The following is a 21,321-nucleotide window of genomic DNA, read 5'->3' as shown; positions in this document are numbered from 1 at the left end:
GCATTGTTGCTTAAGGGGGCGTTAAGAATCCAGTCGGCCCGCCGGGTGGACGCAAAGCGGCGAACTCGTCAGTAACCCGCAATTGCGAGTCGGTGAAGCGATACAGCGCCGCCGGACGCCCGCCGCTGCGGCCGGACTGCGCGACGGTGCCGGTCGCGGTGATGACGCCGCGACGGGCCAGCACGCGCTGCAGGTTAGTCGTGTCGACCGGGTGCCCGAGCGTGGCGCTGTAAATGTCACGTAGCGTCGACATTGCGAATTCGGTTGGCGCTAAGGCAAATCCGATGTTCGTGTAGGACATCTTGGCGACTAGCCGGGTGCGGGCGTGGTCGACCATCGGTCCATGGTCGAAGGCCATCGCCGGCAGCGCGGTGACCGGGTGCCAGCGGGTGTCGGGTGGCAGCTCCGGGACAGCGGGGGAGGGCACCAGGCCCAAAAATGTCGACGCGATCGTGCGGGTGTCGGGCACCCGGTCGGGGGCGGAGAACACTGCGAGCTGCTCTAAGTGAGCGACTTCACGCAGGTCAACCTTCTCGGCCAGCTGACGCCGCACCGACGTCGTCATGTCCTCGTCGTGGCGTAGCGCTCCGCCAGGTAGCGCCCACGCACCTCGGTGCGGATCGCGGGCGCGCTGCCAGAGCAGGACGCTGAGCTGCGGCTTCTGGGTCTTCGGACCTGAACCGAGGCCCCGAACCTGGAATACGACGGCGAGCACTTCGTGAGCAGTGCTACCATATGGCATGTTTTCGATTATAAGTCGAAAACCGGGTCGGGGGTGAAAGGAACGGCCATGACGGTCCTGAATCGCACGGATCAGCTGCCTTCCGAGAAGGTCTACCTGGAAAACGACCTGGCCGCGGCCATTACCAGCTCTCCCCACGGATACGGCGGCGTCGACGGCGACGCACGCTGGGCGGCCGAGATTCGCCGGCTGGCCGAGCTGCGAAACGCCACGATTCTGGCGCATAACTACCAGCTCCCGGCCATCCAGGATGTGGCCGACCACGTCGGCGACTCGCTGGCGCTGTCCCGGATCGCTGCCGAGGCGCCTGAAGAAACCATCGTGTTCTGCGGCGTGCACTTCATGGCCGAGACGGCGAAAATCCTCAGCCCAGAAAAGACCGTTCTGATTCCCGACCAGCGGGCGGGCTGCTCGCTGGCCGACTCCATCACCGCCCAAGACCTGCACGCTTGGAAGGACGAACATCCCGGCGCCGTCGTTGTCTCCTATGTCAACACCACCGCAGCGGTCAAAGCGCTCACCGACGTCTGCTGCACCTCCTCGAACGCAGTCGACGTCGTCGCCTCCATCGACCCGGACCGCGAGGTGCTGTTTTGCCCCGACCAGTTCCTCGGGGCGCACGTCCGCCGGGTGACCGGAAGGGCCAACCTGCACGTCTGGGCCGGCGAGTGCCATGTGCACGCCGGAATCAACGGCGACGAGCTCACCGAGCAGGCCCGTAAGCATCCAGACGCCGAATTGTTCGTCCACCCGGAATGTGGCTGTGCGACATCGGCTTTGTACCTCGCCGGCGAGGGCGCCTTTCCGGAGGAGCGCGTGAAGATCTTGTCGACGGGCGGCATGCTCGACGCCGCGCGCGACACCCACGCCCGGCAGGTGCTGGTCGCCACCGAGGTCGGGATGTTGTATCAGCTGCGCAATGCCGCGCCTGGTGTCGACTTCCGCGCCGTCAACGACCGTGCGTCATGCAAGTACATGAAGATGATCACCCCCGCGGCTCTGTTGCGTTGCCTGGTCGAGGGCGCTGACGAAGTCCACGTCGATGCACAGGTCGCTCGGCTGGCACGGCAAAGCGTGCAGCGGATGATCGCGATCGGCCAGCCCGGCGGCGGCGAATGAGCGTCCGCCCGGCCTGGCAGCAACGGGCCGACGTGGTGGTCATCGGCACCGGGGTCGCCGGCCTGGCCGCCGCGCTCGCCGCCCATCGGGCCGGACGGCGAGTCCTCGTGCTCAGCAAGGCAGGCCGCCGGTCGGGCGTGACGGCCACGCACTACGCCCAGGGTGGAATCGCGGTGGTGCTGCCCGATACCGACGACTCCGTCGACGCGCACGTCGCCGACACGCTGGCTGCCGGCGCAGGGCTTTGTGACACCGACGCCGTGACATCGATAGTCGCGGACGGCTATCGGGCCGTAGTCGAATTGGTAAGCGAGGGAGCACGATTCGACGAGACAGCGGTCGGCGGATGGGCGCTGAGCCGCGAAGGCGGCCATTCCCGGCGGCGCATTGTGCACGCCAACGGTGACGCCACCGGCGCCGAGGTCCAGCGGGCGCTCGACCATGCGGCAGGCGCGCTGGACATCCGCACCAACCATGCCGCCCTGCGGCTGTTGCACGACAGTGCCGCGGTGACCGGCGTGCTTGTCGCCAATCCCGACGGCATCGGCATCGTCCACGCGGCGTCGGTGATCTTGGCCACCGGCGGGCTGGGACACCTCTACGGCGCGACCACCAATCCAGATGGCTCCACCGGCGACGGGGTGGCCTTGGCGCTGTGGGCAGGTGTCGCGGTGAGCGACATCGAGTTCATCCAATTCCACCCCACCATGTTGTTCGACAACAGCAGGGGGGGCCGCCGACCGCTGGTCACCGAAGCGATCCGCGGCGAAGGCGCGGTTTTGGTTGACAGCCAAGGCAATTCGGTCACCGCGGGCGTACATCCGATGGGCGATTTGGCACCGCGTGATGTGGTGGCCGCCGCTATCGACGCTCGGATGCGGGCGACTGGCGACCCGTGCGTCTATCTCGACGCCCGCGGCATCGGCGATTTCGCGGACCGCTTCCCGACCGTCACCGCCGCGTGCCGCAAAGCCGGCATTAACCCGGTGCGCCAACCGATCCCGGTGACGCCGGGCGCGCACTACAGCTGCGGTGGCGTGATCACCGACGTGCATGGACAAACCGAGCTGCCCGGGCTTTTCGCTGCCGGCGAGGTCGCTCGAACCGGGATGCACGGCGCCAACCGGCTTGCGTCCAACAGCCTGTTGGAGGGTCTGGTCGTTGGCGGTCGGGCGGGAAGCGCCGCGGCGGCGCACTCGGTTCTGGTCGGATGTCCGTGTGCGACGGCGCCGGAACCAGTCGCACGTGCCGCGCTGGGCCGCGGCGATCTGCAGCGGGCAATGAGCCGCGACGCCTCGGTGGTCCGCGATGCCGATGGCCTGCGCCGGCTGACCGGAATATTGTCGACGGCGCCGATTCGAGCCATCCGCGCCGGCGCCGACGTCGAAGATGCGGCGTTGACCGTAACCGCCCGCGCAATCGCTTCGGCTGCGTTGGCCCGCAACGAGAGTCGCGGTTGTCACCACCGCGCCGAATACCCCGACGCCTCGCTCGCCCAGGTCTGCAGCATCGTCGTCCGGTTGGGTGATGACGACAGCGCGCAAGTGGATGCCCTGGCAGCGGTGTGCTGATGACCCTCTCGGATGGTGAGCTGGCCGAGGCTCGCGCCACGATCAGTCGCGCGCTCGATGAGGACCTGCGTTACGGGCCGGACATCACGACCTCGGCAACGGTGCCCGACGGCGCCACCACGACCGCGTCGCTGATCACCCGCGAGCCCGGGGTGATTGCCGGAGTGGACGTCGCACTGCTGGTGCTCGACGAGGTGCTTGGCGCTGACGGCTACCGGGTGCTCGATCGCGTCGAGGACGGTGCGCGGCTGCAGCCGGGCGCGTCGGCGTTGACGGTGCAGGCCCAGATGCTCGGCCTGTTGACCGCCGAGCGAACCCTGCTCAACCTGGTCTGCCACCTGTCCGGGATCGCTACCGCGACGGCCGCCTGGGTCGACGCCGTCGATGGCACCAAGGCGCAGATCCGCGACACCCGCAAGACGCTGCCGGGCCTGCGGGCGTTGCAAAAGTACGCGGTCCGGGTCGGCGGCGGCGTCAACCACCGGTTCGGCTTGGGCGACGCGGCGCTGATCAAGGACAACCACGTCGCGGCGGCGGGATCGGTGGTCGCGGCGTTACGCGCCGTGCGGGCGGCCGCGCCTGATCTGCCATGCGAGGTCGAAGTCGACTCGCTCGAGCAGCTCGACGAGGTGTTGGACGAAAAAGCCGAGTTGGTGCTGCTCGACAACTTTCCGGTCTGGCAGACCCAGATCGCGGTGCAGCGCCGCGACGCCTGGGCGCCGGCCACCAAACTGGAGTCATCCGGCGGCCTTTCGCTGGAAACGGCCGCGGACTACGCCGGCACGGGTGTGGATTACCTGGCTGTCGGCGCCCTCACCCACTCGGTGCGGGTGCTCGACGTGGGTTTGGACGTCTAGCGGTGAAGTAAGCGGCGTGCTGCAGGTTTGGCGGCGACCAGTGCACCCGCGTCGCCGGCGATGCGAGACAAGATCAGTGCTCCCTCGATCAACGAGATCACCGCAACGGCAACGCTTTCCGCTTCTGCTGCCGACCAGCCGTCGGAACTCAGCCGCTCTTCGATCGCCCGGCACCAGCCGGTAAAGGCGCGCGCCGAGGCCGCGCGCACCAATGTGCTGGCGTTCACCGATTCGGTGGCGATCGGCTCGATGGGACAGCCGTCGCGCCGGTCGGCGGTCAGCCCGTCGATCAGTAGATCAATCCATCGATCCACGACGTCCGCAGCCGGCCGTCCGCTGGCCAGGAACCTGCGCAGCAGTTGCTCGATGGCAGCTCCGCTGCTGTCGACGACCGCCGCTGCCAGCTGCTGCTTGCCTTTCGGAAAGTGGTGATACAGCGAACCGGGCTTGACGCCTGCGTCGTCGAGGATCTGATTCAGCCCAGTCGCGGCGTAGCCCTGCCGGCGAAACAGGGTGGTCGCGGTGTCGATCAGCGCGGTTCGGCTGCGGTCGGGGCGGGCCATGCCTAGAAAATACTTGCAATACTTGAGTAATCACTCAAGAATGCTGCAATGAGGCAGCTGACGTTTGAAGAGGCCGGTCGATACGCCTGGCGCGAGGTCCCCGAGCCCAAAATCACGGCGCCCGGGCAGGCGCTGGTCCGGCCGCTGGCGGTGGCCTGTTGCGATCTGGATGTGGCCGTTGCCCGCGGCCGACTGCCGATGCCGCCCGGGCATGCCGTCGGTCACGAGGGGCTGGCCGAGGTGGTCGCCGTCGGCGACGAAGTCGGCAGCGTCGCCGTCGGCGACCGGGTGGTCGTGCCGTTTCAGATCAGCTGCGGCGACTGTCGTGAATGCCGCCGCGGCGTGACGGGCTCTTGCGGATCGGTACCGCTGATGGCGATGTATGGGATGGCCCCGCTTGCGGGCCTGGATGGCGGCGGATTCATGTCCGACCTGGTGCTCGTGCCCTACGCCGACGCGATGCTGATCCCGGTTCCCGACGCCGTGGATCCGGTCGCCATCGCCTCACTGTCGGACAACATTCCCGACGGCTGGCGTGCGGTCGGGCCGCACGGCGCGGAGTTGGCGGGCCTTGATCCGGTGGATCGCCGCGTTCTGGTGGTCGGCCGACTCTCGATCGGGCTGTACGCGGCGGCGTTCGCCGCTGCGCTCGGCTTTCACGTCGACTACGTGGACACCGACGGGCAGCGGCTCGCTGTAGCGGAAAAACTCGGCGCGGTCGTACATGACAGCGCCAAGCCGGACAAGTCTTGGGATCCCTATCCGGTCACCGTGAACACCAGCGGCGATCGGGCGCTGCTTGCTGCGACGCTTCGCGCGACCTGGCCCGACGGCGTATGTACCGACACCGGGATTTACCCCGAATACAGCGTCGAGATGCCGTTGTTGCCGATGTACACCCGCGGTGTGCGGTTCATCACCGGGCGGGTCAGCGCGCGTGCCGTGATACCGCAGGTGGTCGAGCTGCTGGCCGCCGGCTGCGACCTGTCACCGGTCGTCGACCGCGTGGTCCCGTGGGACGACGCTCCGTCGGTCTGGCCGACGATGGCCGGCAAGACCGTATTCACCCGGGCTTAGGCGATATCGGCGACGAAAACCCCCATCCGGCCGAGCTGCAGCCGGGCCATCCGGGGCAGCCCCGCGCCGTCGCTGCCGGCGGGCAGCACCCGCGGGTTGATGATGTGGACGTTGTTGCGGATGAAGTGCACGTCGGCTTCGCCGGCGGCCAGCACGTTTTTGACCCAATTCGTCTTGCCGTGGGCCAGTGCGATCGCCAGCACATTGCCTTTGCGGTACGCGGTGACGATGGTCTCGTACTCTTTGCCGGATGTGCGGCCACGGTGCTTGATGGCCGAGAATCCGGGCACGAAACGGGCGAACGGCCGTAGCGCAGCGTTCAAGTATTTGACTTGGAAGTTCTCGAACCAGACCGGGAAAATCATCGGAACGCCGGGGGCGTTGTTGGGATGGTCCTTTGTGGACATGGCGGCTCCGTTTTTCGTGGTGTGCGGTCACTGTACCGGTCAGATATGTAGTTGCCCTGTTCTGGGACAATGGTCAACGTGAACGTGATGGCGCGCATCGACCTGCGGGGCGAGGAACTCTCACCAGCCCGGCTGCGGGTGGCGTTGCCCCGCGGCGGAGTGGACGTGGATGCCGCGCTGTCGTCGGTGCGCCCGATCGTCGAGGCGGTTGCGGAGCGGGGCGCGGAGGCCGCGCTGGAGTTCGGCGAGTCGTTCGACGGCGTGCGGCCGCCGACTGTCCGGGTGCCCGGCGCCGAGTTGGACGCCGCGCTGGCCGGCCTGGCCCGCGATGTCCGCGTCGCCCTGGAGGTGGCGATCGAGCGCGCCCGCGCCGTGCATGCCGACCAGCGCCGCGCCGACTCCACGACGACGCTGGGCCCGGGCGCCACCGTCACCGAGCGGTGGGTTCCGGTCGAACGCGTCGGGCTGTATGTACCGGGTGGCAACGCCGTGTACCCGTCCAGCGTCGTGATGAACGTGGTGCCGGCGCAGGCCGCCGGCGTCGACTCACTGGTGGTGGCCAGCCCGCCGCAGGCACAATCGCAGGGCCGATTTGCGGGTCTGCCGCACCCGACGATCCTGGCCGCTGCACGGATGCTCGGCGTCGACGAGGTGTGGGCGGTCGGCGGTGCGCAGGCGGTGGCATTGCTGGCCTACGGCGGCATCGACTCCGACGGCGCCGAGCTCGCGCCGGTCGACATGATCACCGGACCCGGCAACATTTACGTCACCGCGGCAAAGCGGCTCTGCCGCTCGCGGGTCGGCATCGACGCCGAAGCAGGGCCGACCGAGATCGCCATCCTGGCCGATCACACCGCCCACCCCGCACACATCGCGGCCGACTTGATCAGCCAGGCCGAGCACGACGAGATGGCCGCCAGCGTGCTGGTGACACCCAGCGCCGACCTGGCCGACGCCACCGACACCGAGCTGGCCGCCCAACTGGCGACCACCGTGCACCGCCAGCGGGTGACCACCGCGCTTTCCGGACGACAGTCGGCGATCATCCTGGTCGACGACATCGACGCCGGCATCCGCACAGTCAACGCCTACGCCGCCGAGCATCTAGAGATCCAGACCGCGGACGCCGAACAGGTTGCGGCGCAGATCCGCTCGGCTGGCGCCATCTTCGTCGGCGCCTTTTCGCCGGTCAGCCTCGGCGACTACTGCGCCGGCTCCAACCATGTGCTCCCGACGGCGGGCAGCGCCCGCCATTCCAGTGGTCTTTCAGTGCAGACATTTCTGCGTGGTATCCACGTCGTGGACTACACCGAGGATGCCCTGAAGGATGTTTCAGGACACGTGGTTACGTTAGCCAAGGCCGAAGACCTTCCTGCGCACGGCGAGGCGGTACGGCGGAGGTTCGAGCGATGAGCAAACGCCCGGAGCTCGACGAGCTCCCACTCCGCGACGACTTGCGGGGCAAATCGCCTTACGGCGCACCGCAACTCGCGGTCCCGGTACGGCTGAACACCAACGAGAACCCGCACCCGCCTACCAAGGCGCTCGTCGATGACCTGGTCGCGTCGGTGCGTGATGCGGCCGTCGATTTGCACCGCTATCCCGATCGCGACGCGGTGGCATTGCGCCGTGACCTGGCCGCTTACCTGAGCGCGCAGACCGGTGTCCCACTCGGTGTAGAAAACCTCTGGGCCGCGAATGGTTCCAACGAGATCCTGCAGCAGCTGCTGCAGGCCTTCGGTGGACCGGGGCGCAGCGCGATCGGATTCGTCCCGTCATACTCGATGCACCCGATCATCTCCGATGGCACGCACACCGAATGGATCCAAACGGTGCGAGCGGCGGACTTCAGCCTTGACGTCGAGGCGGCTGTCGCGGCGATCGTCGACCGTGCTCCCGATGTGGTGTTCGTGGCGAGCCCCAATAACCCGTCGGGGCAAAGTGTTTCGCTTCCTGAATTGCGCAAACTGCTCGACGCGACGCCCGGCATCCTGATCGTGGACGAGGCTTACGGTGAGTTTTCGTCGCAGCCCAGCGCGGTGGCTCTGGTCTCCGAGTATCCGACCAAGCTCATCGTGACCCGCACCATGAGCAAGGCGTTCGCCTTCGCAGGCGGCCGGCTCGGTTACCTGATCGCCACCCCGGCGGTGATCGACGCGATGCTGTTGGTACGACTGCCATATCACCTGTCTTCGGTTACTCAGGTCGCCGCCCGCGCAGCGCTGCGGCACGCCGATGACACGCTGGGCAGCGTGGCGACGTTGATCGCCGAGCGCGAGCGGGTGAGTACAGCGTTGAGCAGCATGGGATTTCGGGTCGTTCCCAGCGACGCCAACTTTGTGCTGTTCGGGCGGTTCGCCGATGCACCGACTGCCTGGCAGCGCTACCTGGATGCCGGCGTCCTGATACGCGATGTCGGGATCGCCGGATACTTGCGCGCGACCACAGGATTAGCCGAAGAGAACGACGTCTTCTTGCAGACCAGCGCCCAGATCGCCGCCACCGAATTGGCCCAGCCCTTAGGAGCGTCATGACCCCGCAGCGCCACGCCCGCGTGGAACGCACCACCAAGGAATGCGACATCGTCGTCGAACTTGACCTGGACGGGACCGGAAAGGTCCACGTCGACACCGGGATCCCGTTCTACGATCACATGCTGACCGCACTTGGCAGCCACGCCAGCTTCGATTTGACCGTGCGCGCCAAGGGCGATGTCGAGATCGAGGCGCACCACACCATCGAGGACACCGCGATTGTGCTGGGCCAGGCGCTGGGACAGGCCCTGGGTGACAAAACCGGCATCCGCCGGTTCGGCGACGCGTACATACCGATGGACGAGACGCTGGCCCACGCTGCCGTGGACGTGTCCGGCCGACCCTATTGTGTGCACACCGGCGAGCCGGACCACCTGCGGCACTTCATAATCGCCGGCAACACCGTGCCTTATCACACCGTCGTCAACCGGCACGTGTTCGAGACGCTGGCGAACAACGCCCGCATTGCATTGCATGTTCGCGTTCTCTACGGCCGCGACCCGCACCACATCACCGAGGCCCAGTACAAAGCCGTCGCGCGCGCGCTGCGTCAGGCAGTCGAAGCCGATCCGCGAGTGTCGGGCGTGCCGTCGACCAAAGGGACCCTGTGAAAGCCAAATCCGTTGTGGTTTTGGACTACGGCTCGGGCAATCTGCGTTCCGCACAGCGTGCGCTGCAGCGCGTCGGCGCCACCGTAGAAGTGACGGCCGATCTGGATGCCGCCGCAGCCGCCGACGGCTTGGTGGTGCCGGGCGTCGGTGCTTTTGAGGCCTGCATGAGCGGCCTTCGCGGGATAGCCGGCGAGCGGGTGATCGCCGAGCGCGTCGCCGGCGCGCGACCGGTGCTGGGGGTGTGCGTCGGCATGCAGATCCTGTTCGCCCGCGGAGTCGAATTCGGGATGGAGACCAGTGGCTGCGAGCAGTGGCCGGGGGCCGTCACCCGGTTGGACGCACCGGTGATCCCGCACATGGGGTGGAACGTGGTAGCCGCCGCGCCGGGCACTGCGCTGTTCAAAGGGCTGGACGCCGACGCCCGGTTCTATTTCGTGCATTCCTATGCGGCCCAACGGTGGGAAGGCCGGTCTGAGGCTTTGCTGACGTGGGCCACTCATGGGGTGCCGTTTCTGGCCGCCGTCGAAGACGGGCCGTTGGCCGCCACCCAGTTTCACCCGGAAAAAAGCGGGGACGCCGGGGCTGCCGTGTTGAGCAATTGGGTTGAGGGGTTGTGACGTGGGGTTGATTTTGTTGCCGGCCGTCGACGTGGTCGAGGGTCGGGCGGTGCGCTTGGTGCAGGGCCGCGCCGGGAGCGAAACCGAGTACGGCTCAGCGTTGGACGCTGCGCTGGGCTGGCAGCGCGACGGTGCCGAATGGGTTCACCTGGTCGACCTGGACGCGGCGTTCGGCCGCGGCTCAAACCGTGAGCTGCTGGCCGAGGTAGTGGGCAAGCTTGACGTGCAGGTCGAACTGTCCGGTGGTATCCGCGACGACGACTCGTTGACTGCCGCACTGGCGACCGGATGTGCGCGGGTCAACCTCGGGACTGCTGCGCTGGAGAATCCGACGTGGTGCGCTCAGGTGATCGCCGAACATGGCGACAAGGTGGCTGTCGGGCTGGATGTCCAAATCGTCGACGGCGATCATCGGCTGCGCGGGCGCGGCTGGGAGACCGACGGCGGCGACTTGTGGGACGTATTGAAACGTCTTGACGGCGAAGGGTGTTCGCGGTTCGTCGTCACCGATGTCACCAAGGACGGCACCTTGACCGGTCCCAATCTCGACCTGCTGCGCGCGGTCGCGGAGCGCACAGACGCCCCGGTGATCGCGTCTGGCGGCGTGTCCAGCCTCGACGATTTGCGGGCCATCGCGACGCTGACCGGCAGCGGCGTCGAGGGCGCGATCGTGGGCAAGGCGCTTTACGCCGGACGGTTCACTCTGCTGCAAGCGCTGGCAGCGGTAGCAGGCTAGGGCCGCAATGGATCTCGACGCGTTGGTGGCCAAGGCCGCTGAAATCCTCGATGCCGCCACCGAGCCATTCCTCGAAGGCCACCGCGCTGATTCCGCGGTCAGCAAGAAGGGCGACGACTTCGCGACCAAGGTCGATTTGGCCATCGAACGCCAAGTCGTCGAGGCGTTGGAGAAGACGACCGGTATCGGCGTGCACGGCGAGGAGTTCGGCGGCGCCGATGTCGATTCGCCGTGGGTGTGGGTGCTGGATCCGGTCGACGGGACCTTCAACTATGCGGCGGGTTCGCCGCTGGCGGCGATTCTGCTGGGTTTGCTGCACAATGGGGATCCGGTGGCCGGCCTGACCTGGTTACCGTTCACCGGCGAGCGCTACACCGCGGTGGTGGGCAGCGGGCTGATGAAAAACGGTGTGCCGCAAAAGCCGTTGGCCAAAGTTGAACTCACGGAATCGGTGATCGGTGTCGGAACCTTCAACGTCGACTCGCGTGGCCGATTTCCGGGCCGGTATCGGCTGGCGGTGCTCGAAGAGCTCAGCCGGGTGTCGTCGCGCATGCGGATGCACGGTGCCACCGGAATCGACCTCGCCTATGTTGCCGACGGGATTCTGGGCGGTGCAATCAGTTTCGGTGATCACGTGTGGGATCACGCTGCGGGCGTAGCGCTGGTCCGAGCCGCCGGCGGCATCGTTACGAACCTGGCCGGCGAAGAGTGGACCCCCGATTCGCAGTCCGCACTGGCCGCCGCCCCCGGCATGCACGCCCAGGTACTCGAAATCCTGCGCAAGGTAGGACGACCGGATGAGTACTAACACCAGCCTTGCGGTGCGAGTGATTCCCTGCCTGGATGTCGACGACGGTCGAGTGGTCAAAGGTGTCAACTTCGAGAACCTGCGGGACGCAGGCGATCCCGTGGAACTTGCCGCCGCCTACGACGCCGAAGGTGCCGACGAGCTGACCTTTCTCGACGTGACCGCGTCATCGTCAGGCCGGGCCACCATGCTGGAGGTGGTGCGCCGCACCGCCGAGCAGGTGTTCATCCCGCTCACCGTCGGCGGCGGAGTGCGCACCGTCGGCGACGTCGACGTGTTGCTGCGGGCAGGCGCGGACAAGGTGTCGATCAACACGGCTGCCATCGCTCGACCTGAGCTGCTGGCCGAGATGGCCAACCAGTTCGGCTCTCAGTGCATCGTGTTGTCCGTCGACGCCCGCACCGTGCCTGCCGGCTCGGATCCGACGTCATCGGGCTGGGAGGTCACCACCCACGGCGGACGACGCGGCACCGGCATCGACGCGGTCGAGTGGGCGGCCCGCGGTGCCGAGCTCGGAGTGGGGGAGATCCTGCTCAATTCGATGGACGCCGACGGCACCCGGGCCGGTTTCGATCTGGCGATGTTGCGGGCGGTTCGCGCGGCGGTGACGGTGCCGGTGATCGCCAGCGGGGGCGCGGGTGCGGCCGAGCATTTCGCGCCCGCGGTTGCCGCGGGTGCCGATGCGGTATTGGCCGCCAGTGTGTTTCACTTCCGGCAGTTGACGATCGGCCAGGTGAAGGCGGCCATGGCCGCAGAAGGGATCACGGTGCGATGACGCTTGATCCTGCCATTGCCGCACGCCTGAAGCGCAACGCCGACGGGCTGTTCACCGCCGTCGTCCAGGAGCGCAGCAGCGGCGACGTGTTGATGGTCGCTTGGATGGACGACGAGGCGCTGGCCCGCACCTTGAAAACCCGTGAAGGCACGTATTTTTCGCGGTCGCGCGGTGCACAGTGGGTAAAGGGTGCGACTTCCGGTCACACTCAGTACGTGCATTCGGTACGTCTGGACTGCGACGGCGACGCGGTGCTGCTCCTGGTCGACCAGGTCGGTGGCGCCTGCCATACCGGCGATCACAGCTGCTTCGACGCCGACGTTCTGCTGGAGCCGGGAGACGGCCCGCCAGCGCCAGTGATCTAGCCGAGGCTCTCTAAGCCAGCGACGGCGGCCACTGCCGCGCGCGCCCATTCGCTTTCTCGCACAGCAGGTTCGATGCGGTTGCGCCGGATGTCTTCGAGGTTGGCGGGCGTTACACCCGGGACATCACTCGGAACGCGAAACGAGAATCGGTGCTGCCCGGGGGCAATGGCAAGCAGGGCATCGGTGCTACCGAACCCGTTGGCGCGCATCGTTTCCTCCGCCCATCTCAAAGGCGTGAGGCCGCCGAAATCGTTGACGTACGCCACCCAGAGGTGCACGTTGCGCTGAGTGTAAAGCCGGTTGATGGCGGCCTCCACCGCGGCGCGGCCAGCGGGGACCAACACGCCGGACGGATCGGTGATGTACCGGTTGAGCTGGATCGACGACGGCGCTGCGGGGGCCCCGCTGCTGGGCTGGCTCGGGCCGGGGTTGGCGCCTTCGGCCGGCTGGCTGGTGGCGGTGGGGGCGACGCCATCCGGCGAGTGCGCGTGGCGACGCATCAGATCGACGCCCACCCACCCTGCTATTGCGATCAGCACGACCGTGGCGACAGCCGAGACCACCACCACCGGGCCCACGCCGCGTCGGCGCGTTTTCGCCGGCGTGGACTGCTGTGGCGCGGCGGCACGCGTCGTCGGTGCCGAGGCCGCCTGGGCGGCAAGCGTGTCTGCAACGGCAGCAGCCGGCTGGCCCGTGAGTGCAGTCGCGAAATCCGAACAGCTCGGGTAGCGATCACCGGGGTCTTTTGCCAGCACCTTGGTGATCACGTCGTTGAGTTCCGCGAGCTCGGGTCGACGTTCGCCGATCAGTGGAGGCGGCGCGGATAGGTGTTGGGTGATGACGACCGCCGGGTTGGAATTCTGGTACGGCGCTGCCCCGGTCAGCAGGTGAAAAGCGGTGCAGCCAAGCGCATATTGGTCGGCCCGCCCATCGATGTCGGAGCCCATGAGTTGTTCGGGCGCGGCGTAGGCCGTGGTTCCGACCACCATATTGGTGGCGGTGAGGCCGCTGATATCACCGACTTCTTTGGCAATGCCGAAGTCGGCCAACAAGATTCGCCGCGCCCGCGGATCGGCATCGGTCAGCAGGATATTGGCGGGCTTGACGTCTCGGTGCAGCAGTCCGCGCTGATGGGCGTAGTCGAGCGCGTCGGCGACGGCGCTGACAATCTCGAACACCTCGGCTTTCGGCAGCCCGGAAGGGAACTGCGTGCTCAGCAGTTCGGCGGCATCGGTTCCCTCGACGTAGTCCATTGAAAGCCACAGCTGTCCCTCGAACTCGCCGCGGTCGTGGATGCCGACGATGTGGGGATGCCACAACTCCGCGGCGATGTCGGCTTCGCGGTTGAATCGCTGGCGATAGTCGCTATCCGCGGTCAAAGTGGCGGGCAGCACCTTGAGGGCGTCTCGACGGGGCAGCCGCGGGTGCTGGGCCAGATAGACCTCACCCATTCCGCCGGATCCCAATCGCCGCACGATCGTGTATCCGGCGAACACATCGCCTTCGCCGAGGCCCTGGTTCAGCGGCATGCGAGCATGCTACAAAGCCTCCGGTTAGCTACGGGCCCGTAACGTCTGCAATGCCTTGTCGGCGTGCGTGTCCATGCTCATCTCGCTGGAAATCACGTCGAGCACTTTGCGATCGGTGCCGATGACGAAGGTTGTGCGTTTGACCGGAAGCAGCTTGCCCAACAGGCCACGCTTGACGCCGAATTGGTTGGCGATCGCGCCATCGGTGTCGGACAGCAGCGGGTAATCGAAACCCTGCGTGTCGGCGAATTTGGCTTGCTTTGCAACAGGATCGACGCTGATACCGACCCGGCTGGCGCCTGCCGCAGCGAATTCCTGAGCCAAGTCGCGGAAGTGGCATGCCTCCTTGGTGCAGCCGTACGTCATCGCGGCGGGGTAGAAGAACAGCACCACGGGTCCATCGGACAGCAGCGCGCTTAGCTTGCGCGGGGTCCCAGTCTGGTCGGGAAGCTCAAAGTCAGCCACGGTGTCACCGGTTTTCATGGCCGTTACGCTACGCCGGGGGTCAATGCGGCATCGCCGAAGACGGCTTGGAAGATAGACGGATGCACGCCAACCTCGCCGCTGCTACCACCTCGCGGGATGATTTCCACGCGTTGGCGGCCGAGCATCGCGTGGTGCCGGTGACCCGCAAGGTGCTGGCCGATGCCGAGACCCCGCTGTCCGCCTACCGCAAGCTGGCCGCCAACCGGCCGGGCACCTTTCTGCTGGAGTCAGCCGAAAACGGCCGGTCCTGGTCGCGGTGGTCCTTCATCGGCGCAGGCGCGCCGTCGGCGTTGACCGTGCGTGCTGGCGCCGCGGTGTGGCTCGGCGCGGCGCCCAAGGATGCTCCTACCGGTGGCGACCCGCTGCAAGCCCTGCGCGCCACGTGCGAATTGCTGGCCACCCCCGCTCTGCCGGGGCTACCGCCGTTGTCGAGCGGCATGGTCGGCTTCTTCGCCTATGACCTGGTGCGACGGCTGGAGCGGCTGCCTGAGTTGGCCGTCGACGACCTCCACTTGCCGGACATGCTGCTGCTCCTGGCCACCGATGTGGCGGCCGTCGATCACCACGAGGGCACCATCACGCTGATCGCCAACGCGGTGAACTGGAACGGCACCGACGAACGGGTCGACGAGGCTTACGACGACGCGATCGCTCGGTTGGACGTGATGACCGCCGCGCTGGGTCAGCCGCTGCCCTCGACGGTCGGCACGTTCACCCGACCCGAGCCGCGGTACCGCGCGCAGCGCACCGTCGAGGAGTACGGGAAGATCGTCGACTACCTCGTCGAGCAGATCGCGGCCGGCGAAGCGTTTCAGGTAGTGCCCTCGCAGCGCTTCGAAATGGACACCGGTGTCGATCCGGTCGACGTCTACCGGATGCTGCGGGTGACCAATCCAAGCCCATACATGTATCTGCTCCATGTACCGAATAGCGCTGGCGGAACGGACTTTTCGATTGTCGGATCCAGTCCGGAGGCACTGGTCACTGTCAACGACGGGCGCGCGACGACGCACCCGATTGCTGGAACCCGGTGGCGAGGTCATACCGAAGAAGAGGATCAGCTGCTGGAGAAGGAGTTGCTCGCCGACGAGAAAGAACTCGCCGAGCACCTGATGCTGGTCGACTTGGGCCGCAACGACCTGGGCCGGGTGTGCGTGCCGGGCACCGTTCGCGTCGAGGACTACAGCCACATCGAGCGCTACAGCCACGTCATGCACCTGGTGTCCACAGTGACCGGGGTGCTCGCCGACGGCCGCAGCGCGCTGGACGCCGTCACGGCCTGCTTCCCGGCCGGAACACTGTCCGGCGCCCCGAAAGTGCGCGCCATGGAACTCATCGAAGAGGTGGAAAAGACCCGGCGCGGCCTCTACGGCGGCGTCGTCGGCTACCTCGACTTTGCTGGCAACGCCGACTTTGCGATCGCGATCCGCACTGCCCTGATGCGCGACGGCACGGCCTACGTTCAAGCCGGTGGCGGAGTGGTGGCCGACTCCAATGGGCCCTACGAGCACACCGAGGCGACCAATAAGGCGCGGGCGGTGCTCAACGCGATCGCCGCGGCGCAGACTCTGACCGCTGCGGCTGGCCAGGATGGCTGATGCTGCGCCCGACCGCCCGGGTCGGCGGACCATCCGGATAGCCCAGGCCCTGCTGGTGCTCGCGGCCGCCGGATTGTGGGCGTCATCCCGGCTGACCTGGGTCGACCTGCGGACATTCGACGGGCTGGGCCCGCCAAAAGCCGTCACACTGTCCGGCACTGCTTGGTCGTCGGCCCTGGTCCCCCTAACGCTCGTGCTGCTCGCCAGCGCCGTCGCCGCGCTCGCCGTCCGCGGCTGGCCCCTGCGGATCCTCGCGATGCTGGTGGCGGTCGTCAGCCTGGCGACGGGTTACCTGGCGATCAGCACGCTGGTCACCCCGGATGTGGCGGCGCGGGCAGCTGACCTCGCGCACGTTCCGGTGCTGTGGTTGGTGGGCAGCCAGCGCCATTACCCCGGACCGGTGATCACCCTGGTGACCGCGGTGTGCACGCTTTTCGGTGCCGTGCTGTTGATGCGGGCGGCGGCGTCGACCCGCGGTGCTGACACCAAATACGTGACGCCCGCGGCCCGCCGGTCGCGGGTGCAGGCCGACGAGAACATCGTCTCGGAGCGAATGATCTGGGATGCCCTCGACGAAGGCCATGACCCGACTGACGATCCGCGACACGAAACATGACAGCGAGGGTCGGTGACGAACCGCGCGCCGACGGTCGCTACCCTTCCAAGGACGCCATTGTTCTGCTGGCAGCCGTGGGCCAAAGGGGAAAAGGACCGACATGAGTTCGGCAAGCGTGCTCGACTCCATCATCGAAGGAGTCCGCGCCGACGTTGCCGCTCGTGAGGCTGTCGTGAGCATGTCCGAGATCAAGGCGGCCGCAGAGGCGATGCCGTCGCCGTTGGATGTCTTAGCGGCATTGCGCGAACCCGGTATCGGCGTCATCGCGGAGGTCAAGCGCGCCAGCCCGTCGGCGGGCCAACTCGCATCGATCTCCGACCCAGCCAAATTGGCGCGCGCCTACGAAGATGGCGGCGCGCGGATTATCAGCGTGCTGACCGAACAGCGACGCTTCAAGGGTTCGCTCGACGATCTCGACGCGGTCCGCGCAGCGGTGTCGGTTCCGGTGCTGCGCAAAGACTTTGTGGTCGGCCCGTATCAGATTCACGAGGCACGTGCGCATGGTGCCGACATGCTGTTGCTGATCGTCGCCGCGTTGGATCAGCCTGCGCTGGAGTCGATGTTGGAGCGCGTCGAGTCGTTGGGCATGACCGCACTGGTCGAGGTGCACACCGAAGAAGAAGCCGACCGGGCGTTGAAGGCCGGCGCGCGCGTGATCGGCGTCAACGCCCGTGACCTGCGAACGCTGAGAGTGGACCGAGACTGCTTCGCGCGCATCGCGCCCGGGCTGCCGAGCGACGTGATCAGGATCGCCGAATCTGGGGTACGTGGCACCGCCGACCTGCTGGCCTATGCCGGCGCCGGCGCTGACGCTGTCCTGGTTGGTGAGGGCCTCGTTACCAGCGGTGATCCCCGCGCAGCCGTCGCGGACCTGGTTACCGCGGGCAAGCATCCGTCGTGTCCGAAACCGGCCCGCTAGGCGTTCGTAAAGGTTTGAACGCTATGCACCGCTTGAGCGTTGAGCCTTTGTGATGGCAGACATCGTGCGTCCGGAACTTCCGCCTTCTAGCGCGGCGATCGCCGAGCCCACCCACCACGATCCCGACTCCCGGGGTCATTTCGGTGTGTACGGCGGCCGGTACGTCGCCGAAGCGCTGATGGCGGTGATCGAGGAGGTGACCGCCGCCTACGAAAAGGCGCGCACCGACCAGACTTACCTCGACGAGCTCGACAAATTGCAGATGCACTACACCGGCCGGCCTTCCCCGCTCTACGAGGCCGTTCGACTCAGTGCGCACGCCGGCGGGGCGCGGATATTCCTTAAACGAGAAGACTTGAACCACACCGGCTCTCACAAGATCAACAATGTGCTGGGTCAGGCCTTGCTGGCCCGGCAGATGGGCAAGACCCGGGTGATCGCTGAGACCGGTGCGGGCCAGCACGGGGTGGCTACCGCAACCGCGTGCGCGCTGCTCGGGTTGGACTGCGTCATCTACATGGGCGCCGTCGACACCGCGCGCCAGGCCCTCAATGTGGCGCGCATGCGACTGCTGGGCGCCGAGGTCGTTTCGGTCAAGTCGGGCTCGCAGACACTTAAAGACGCGATCAACGAGGCGTTCCGCGACTGGGTCACGAACGCGGAGAACACCTACTACTGTTTCGGCACTGCCGCCGGGCCGCATCCCTTCCCGACGATGGTCCGTGACTTCCAGCGCGTCATCGGACTGGAGACCCGTGTGCAGATCCAGGACCAGGCGGGGCGACTGCCCGACGCCGTCACCGCTTGCGTCGGCGGAGGGTCTAACGCCATCGGAATCTTCCACGCGTTCCTCGACGATCCCGGTGTTCGACTCGTCGGCTTCGAGGCTGCCGGCGACGGCATTGAGACCGGCCGCCACGCGGCCACATTCACCGGCGGGTCACCGGGCGCCTTCCAGGGATCGTTCTCGTTTCTGCTGCAGGACGAGGACGGGCAGACCATCGAATCGCATTCGATTTCCGCGGGTCTGGATTATCCGGGCGTGGGCCCCGAACATGCCTGGTTGCGAGACACCGGGCGTGCCGAATACCGGCCGATCACCGACCGCGAGGCGATGGATGCCTTTCGGTTGCTGTGCCGGACCGAAGGCATCATCCCGGCAATCGAATCGGCGCACGCAGTGGCCGGCGCCGTGAAATTGGGCGTCGAGATGGGCAGCGGGGCGGTCATCGTGGTGAACTTGTCCGGCCGCGGCGATAAAGATGTCGAGACTGCCGCGAAGTGGTTCGGCTTACTTCCGGACAGCGACGGACGATGATGATCGTCGAGCAGAGCGAAACACACAGTCTGACGGAGCTTTTCGGCTCTTGTCGACGCGATAACCGCGCAGCCCTGATCGGCTACCTGCCGACCGGGTACCCCGATGTTCAGACGTCGCTCGACGGAATGACGGCGTTGATCGAATCAGGGTGCGATCTCATCGAAGTCGGCGTGCCCTACTCGGACCCGGGTATGGACGGACCCACGATCGCGACGGCGTCAGAGGTTGCGCTACGCAGCGGTGTACGAGTTCGGGATACCCTGACCGCCGTCGAGGCGATCACCGCAGCCGGGGGCCGAGCCGTTGTGATGACTTACTGGAATCCAGTGCTGCGCTATGGTATTGACGCATTCGCGCGAGACCTCGCCGCCGCCGGCGGGCACGGGTTGATCACGCCGGACCTGATTCCCGATGAGGCTGACGAGTGGTTGGCGGCGTCGGATCACTACCAGTTAGACCGGGTCTTCTTAGTTGCGCCGTCGTCGACGCCGCAGCGGCTGGCGGCCACGGTCCAGGCGACGCGCGGATTCGTTTACGCGGCGTCGACCATGGGCGTGACCGGTGCCCGCGATGCGGTGTCGCAGGCGGCGCCTGAATTGGTGCGCAGGGTGAAGGCGGTTTCTGACATCCCTGTCGGTGTTGGCCTGGGTGTGCGGTCGCGCGAACAGGCGGCTCAGATCGCAGGCTATGCCGACGGTGTCATCGTGGGTTCGGCACTGGTCACTGCGCTGACTGCAGGTATACCTACGTTGCGGGCGCTGACCGAGGAACTGGCCGCCGGTGTACGTCAAAGGATTTCCGATTTATGACGACAACTGTCATCGCCTATTTTCCCAGTCCGCCACGCGGAGTGTGGCACCTCGGCCCGGTGCCCATCCGGGCGTACGCGTTGTTCATCATCATTGGCATCGTCGCCGCGCTGCTGATCGGTGATCGACGCTGGGAGGCCCGTGGCGGCGAGCGGGGCGTGATTTATGACATCGCTTTGTGGGCAGTGCCATTCGGCCTTATCGGCGGCCGGCTCTACCATCTGGCAACTGATTGGCGGACGTATTTCGGTGAGGGTGGCGCGGGAGTCGGTGCTGCGCTGCGTATTTGGGACGGTGGCTTGGGCATTTGGGGTGCTGTCGCCCTGGGAGGAGTGGGTGCGTGGATCGCCTGCCGCCGTCGCGGCATTCCGCTTCCCGCCTTCGGCGACGCGATAGCCCCCGGCATCGTTCTCGCGCAGGCGATCGGGCGGCTGGGGAACTACTTCAACCAGGAGCTCTTCGGCCACGAGACCACGATGCCGTGGGGGCTGGAAATCTTCTATCGACGTGACCCGGCTGGATTCGTCGACGTGCATTCGCTTGACGGCGCGTCGACCGGGCAACTTGCGATGATTGTGCAGCCGACGTTCCTCTACGAATTACTGTGGAATCTAGTGGTATTCGCCGTACTGATTTATCTGGATCGGCGTTTCACGATCGGGCATGGTCGGCTTTTCGCGCTTTATGTCGCCGGGTACTGTATCGGACGTTTTGGCATCGAGCTGTTGCGTGACGACGCCGCCACCCACATCGCCGGAATTCGAATCAACTCCTTCACATCGATGTTTGTCTTCATCGGTGCGGTGGTGTATCTGATCCTGGCTCCCAAGGGCCGCGAGGATCCGGCGACGCTGAGTGCATCAGCCGCTGACCGACTGGTACCGGACTCGGTGGATGAGGCCACAACCGATTCGCCGAAGTCCGCGGACGTTGTCAGCACCGCAGTTCACGAGCCGGTGAGCGAGCCTGCAACGGTAGAGACGGTGGTCGACACAACCGCCGTGACGATGGGAGACAAGGACGGCCCCGAGGCTGAAAGCGCCGAGGCCGAAGCCGTCGCCGCGGAGGCCGAAGCCGTCGCCGCGGAGGCCGACGCCGCAGAGGTCGATGCCCCCGAGGCGGAGGTGACTGAAACACCTGAGCCGGCCGCGACTGACGAGCCGGACGACGTCGCGGCCAACGTCGAAACGGAGAAGGCCGAAGAGGAGCCGTCCGCCGAGGCTCAGAGCGCCGAGGCTGAAGCGGTCGCTGCGGAGGCCGA

General features: G+C 66.6%; 23 protein-coding genes. 18 read left to right on the top strand and 5 right to left on the bottom strand.

Annotation, left to right across the window (positions count from 1 at the left end):
* Positions 1–10: 10 nt before the first annotated feature.
* Positions 11–742: an NUDIX hydrolase gene (locus WBF82_RS14675; RefSeq protein WP_424383725.1), complete on the bottom strand. Its 732-nt coding sequence runs from the start codon at positions 740–742 to the stop codon at positions 11–13.
* 48 nt (positions 743–790) lie between these two features.
* Here WBF82_RS14675 and nadA point away from each other — a divergent pair, with 48 nt between their 5' ends.
* From nadA to nadC, 3 genes are read left to right on the top strand one after another with little or no spacing between them, the layout of a single operon-like run.
* The gene (gene nadA, locus WBF82_RS14670; RefSeq protein WP_424383724.1) at positions 791–1,861 is read left to right on the top strand and encodes a quinolinate synthase NadA; all 1,071 of its coding nucleotides are present in this window, start codon (positions 791–793) and stop codon (positions 1,859–1,861) included.
* Positions 1,858–3,432 (top strand): L-aspartate oxidase, encoded by a 1,575-nt coding sequence (locus WBF82_RS14665; protein WP_424383723.1) that lies wholly within the window; start codon positions 1,858–1,860, stop codon positions 3,430–3,432. The genes nadA and WBF82_RS14665 overlap by 4 nt, the downstream gene beginning before the upstream one ends.
* Positions 3,432–4,289 carry a carboxylating nicotinate-nucleotide diphosphorylase gene (gene nadC, locus WBF82_RS14660; protein WP_424383722.1) on the top strand — a complete coding sequence of 286 codons (858 nt, stop codon included), beginning with the start codon at positions 3,432–3,434 and terminating at the stop codon, positions 4,287–4,289. Before WBF82_RS14665 ends, nadC begins: the two co-directional genes overlap by 1 nt.
* Here nadC and WBF82_RS14655 read toward each other — a convergent pair.
* Positions 4,286–4,852: a TetR/AcrR family transcriptional regulator gene (locus WBF82_RS14655; protein WP_424383721.1), complete on the bottom strand. Its 567-nt coding sequence runs from the start codon at positions 4,850–4,852 to the stop codon at positions 4,286–4,288. The genes nadC and WBF82_RS14655 overlap by 4 nt on opposite strands.
* A 48-nt stretch (positions 4,853–4,900) precedes the next feature.
* Between WBF82_RS14655 and WBF82_RS14650 the strand changes: the two genes are divergently transcribed.
* Positions 4,901–5,929: a zinc-dependent alcohol dehydrogenase gene (locus WBF82_RS14650; protein ID WP_424383720.1), complete on the top strand. Its 1,029-nt coding sequence runs from the start codon at positions 4,901–4,903 to the stop codon at positions 5,927–5,929.
* On the opposite strand, the gene WBF82_RS14645 is transcribed toward WBF82_RS14650, so the two are convergent.
* The gene (locus WBF82_RS14645) at positions 5,926–6,336 is read right to left on the bottom strand and encodes a nitroreductase family deazaflavin-dependent oxidoreductase (protein ID WP_424383719.1); all 411 of its coding nucleotides are present in this window, start codon (positions 6,334–6,336) and stop codon (positions 5,926–5,928) included. The genes WBF82_RS14650 and WBF82_RS14645 overlap by 4 nt on opposite strands.
* An 84-nt stretch (positions 6,337–6,420) precedes the next feature.
* On the opposite strand from WBF82_RS14645, the gene hisD reads away from it, so the two are divergent.
* Genes hisD through hisI form a run of 8 tightly spaced genes read left to right on the top strand, consistent with a single transcriptional unit; the run spans position 6,421 to position 12,782 of the window.
* A complete protein-coding gene (gene hisD / locus WBF82_RS14640; RefSeq protein WP_424383726.1) occupies positions 6,421–7,749 on the top strand; it encodes a histidinol dehydrogenase in 1,329 nt (442 codons plus the stop codon).
* A complete protein-coding gene (locus tag WBF82_RS14635) occupies positions 7,746–8,870 on the top strand; it encodes a histidinol-phosphate transaminase (RefSeq protein WP_424383718.1) in 1,125 nt (374 codons plus the stop codon). Before hisD ends, WBF82_RS14635 begins: the two co-directional genes overlap by 4 nt.
* The gene (gene hisB / locus WBF82_RS14630; protein ID WP_424383717.1) at positions 8,867–9,481 is read left to right on the top strand and encodes an imidazoleglycerol-phosphate dehydratase HisB; all 615 of its coding nucleotides are present in this window, start codon (positions 8,867–8,869) and stop codon (positions 9,479–9,481) included. The genes WBF82_RS14635 and hisB overlap by 4 nt, the downstream gene beginning before the upstream one ends.
* Positions 9,478–10,098 (top strand): imidazole glycerol phosphate synthase subunit HisH, encoded by a 621-nt coding sequence (hisH, locus tag WBF82_RS14625; RefSeq protein ID WP_424383716.1) that lies wholly within the window; start codon positions 9,478–9,480, stop codon positions 10,096–10,098. Before hisB ends, hisH begins: the two co-directional genes overlap by 4 nt.
* A gap of 1 nt (position 10,099) precedes the next feature.
* Entirely contained in the window at positions 10,100–10,834 is a 735-nt protein-coding gene (gene priA, locus WBF82_RS14620) for a bifunctional 1-(5-phosphoribosyl)-5-((5-phosphoribosylamino)methylideneamino)imidazole-4-carboxamide isomerase/phosphoribosylanthranilate isomerase PriA (protein WP_424383715.1), read from the top strand.
* A gap of 7 nt (positions 10,835–10,841) precedes the next feature.
* Positions 10,842–11,642 (top strand): inositol monophosphatase family protein, encoded by an 801-nt coding sequence (locus WBF82_RS14615; protein ID WP_424383714.1) that lies wholly within the window; start codon positions 10,842–10,844, stop codon positions 11,640–11,642.
* On the top strand, positions 11,632–12,417 hold the full coding sequence (hisF, locus tag WBF82_RS14610) for an imidazole glycerol phosphate synthase subunit HisF (protein ID WP_424383713.1): 786 nt from the start codon (positions 11,632–11,634) through the stop codon (positions 12,415–12,417). The genes WBF82_RS14615 and hisF overlap by 11 nt, the downstream gene beginning before the upstream one ends.
* On the top strand, positions 12,414–12,782 hold the full coding sequence (gene hisI / locus WBF82_RS14605) for a phosphoribosyl-AMP cyclohydrolase (protein WP_424383712.1): 369 nt from the start codon (positions 12,414–12,416) through the stop codon (positions 12,780–12,782). The genes hisF and hisI overlap by 4 nt, the downstream gene beginning before the upstream one ends.
* Here hisI and WBF82_RS14600 read toward each other — a convergent pair.
* Both WBF82_RS14600 and WBF82_RS14595 read right to left on the bottom strand, forming a co-directional pair.
* Positions 12,779–14,311: a serine/threonine-protein kinase gene (locus WBF82_RS14600; RefSeq protein ID WP_424383711.1), complete on the bottom strand. Its 1,533-nt coding sequence runs from the start codon at positions 14,309–14,311 to the stop codon at positions 12,779–12,781. The two genes, hisI and WBF82_RS14600, sit on opposite strands and share 4 nt — an antisense overlap.
* 24 nt (positions 14,312–14,335) lie before the next feature.
* The gene (locus WBF82_RS14595) at positions 14,336–14,794 is read right to left on the bottom strand and encodes a peroxiredoxin (protein ID WP_424383710.1); all 459 of its coding nucleotides are present in this window, start codon (positions 14,792–14,794) and stop codon (positions 14,336–14,338) included.
* Positions 14,795–14,856: 62 nt separating this feature from the next.
* Between WBF82_RS14595 and WBF82_RS14590 the strand changes: the two genes are divergently transcribed.
* The 6 genes from WBF82_RS14590 to WBF82_RS14565 all read left to right on the top strand — a co-directional run.
* Entirely contained in the window at positions 14,857–16,395 is a 1,539-nt protein-coding gene (locus tag WBF82_RS14590; RefSeq protein ID WP_424383709.1) for an anthranilate synthase component I, read from the top strand.
* Positions 16,388–17,011, top strand: coding sequence for a TIGR02234 family membrane protein (locus tag WBF82_RS14585; protein WP_424383708.1), 624 nt, complete (start codon positions 16,388–16,390; stop codon positions 17,009–17,011). Before WBF82_RS14590 ends, WBF82_RS14585 begins: the two co-directional genes overlap by 8 nt.
* Positions 17,012–17,111: 100 nt before the next feature.
* Entirely contained in the window at positions 17,112–17,930 is an 819-nt protein-coding gene (gene trpC, locus WBF82_RS14580) for an indole-3-glycerol phosphate synthase TrpC (protein ID WP_424383707.1), read from the top strand.
* Positions 17,931–17,982: 52 nt separating this feature from the next.
* Positions 17,983–19,248 carry a tryptophan synthase subunit beta gene (gene trpB / locus WBF82_RS14575; RefSeq protein WP_424383706.1) on the top strand — a complete coding sequence of 422 codons (1,266 nt, stop codon included), beginning with the start codon at positions 17,983–17,985 and terminating at the stop codon, positions 19,246–19,248.
* A complete protein-coding gene (trpA, locus tag WBF82_RS14570) occupies positions 19,245–20,060 on the top strand; it encodes a tryptophan synthase subunit alpha (protein ID WP_424383705.1) in 816 nt (271 codons plus the stop codon). Before trpB ends, trpA begins: the two co-directional genes overlap by 4 nt.
* The coding region (locus WBF82_RS14565) for a prolipoprotein diacylglyceryl transferase (RefSeq protein ID WP_424383704.1) at positions 20,057–21,321 on the top strand (1,265 nt) is incomplete at its 3' end. The genes trpA and WBF82_RS14565, both read left to right, overlap by 4 nt.

The organism is Mycobacterium sp. (assembly GCF_049673265.1).
Lineage (GTDB): Bacteria > Actinomycetota > Actinomycetes > Mycobacteriales > Mycobacteriaceae > Mycobacterium.
Note: the sequence above shows the minus strand (reverse complement) of the source record. Positions and strands in the feature narration are given on the sequence as shown.